This is a genomic window from Peribacillus sp. SIMBA_075, assembly GCF_046534585.1.
Window position 1 is genome coordinate 1 of the sequence record NZ_JAWRYN010001447.1, and the last position, 242, is coordinate 242.

Consider the following 242-nt stretch of genomic DNA (forward strand, 5'->3'; position numbering starts at 1 on the left):
ATAAATGTTCTTCATTAATTGATAAGTTGCTTCTTTCGCTTCACCTTCTTCGATGAAGATTCCGATTACTTCCATACCACTTTTACGAGCAAGTTTGACAGCTTCATGCGTATCTAAAATACCGTCTTGTTGATAGTCTAGCGCAGAAGGCTCACCGTCTGTAAAGACAAGTAAGAATTTATGCTTTTCTGGTCTTTTTGCAAGTTTTTCAGAAACGATACGAATAATATATCCGTCGCGGT

General features: G+C 37.6%; 1 protein-coding gene. It reads right to left on the reverse strand.

The genetic code is table 11. The annotated features are described in order from the left end of the window. A partial coding sequence (locus tag SB775_RS33160) for a vWA domain-containing protein (protein ID WP_486360742.1) occupies positions 1–242 on the reverse strand: 242 nt, incomplete at both ends.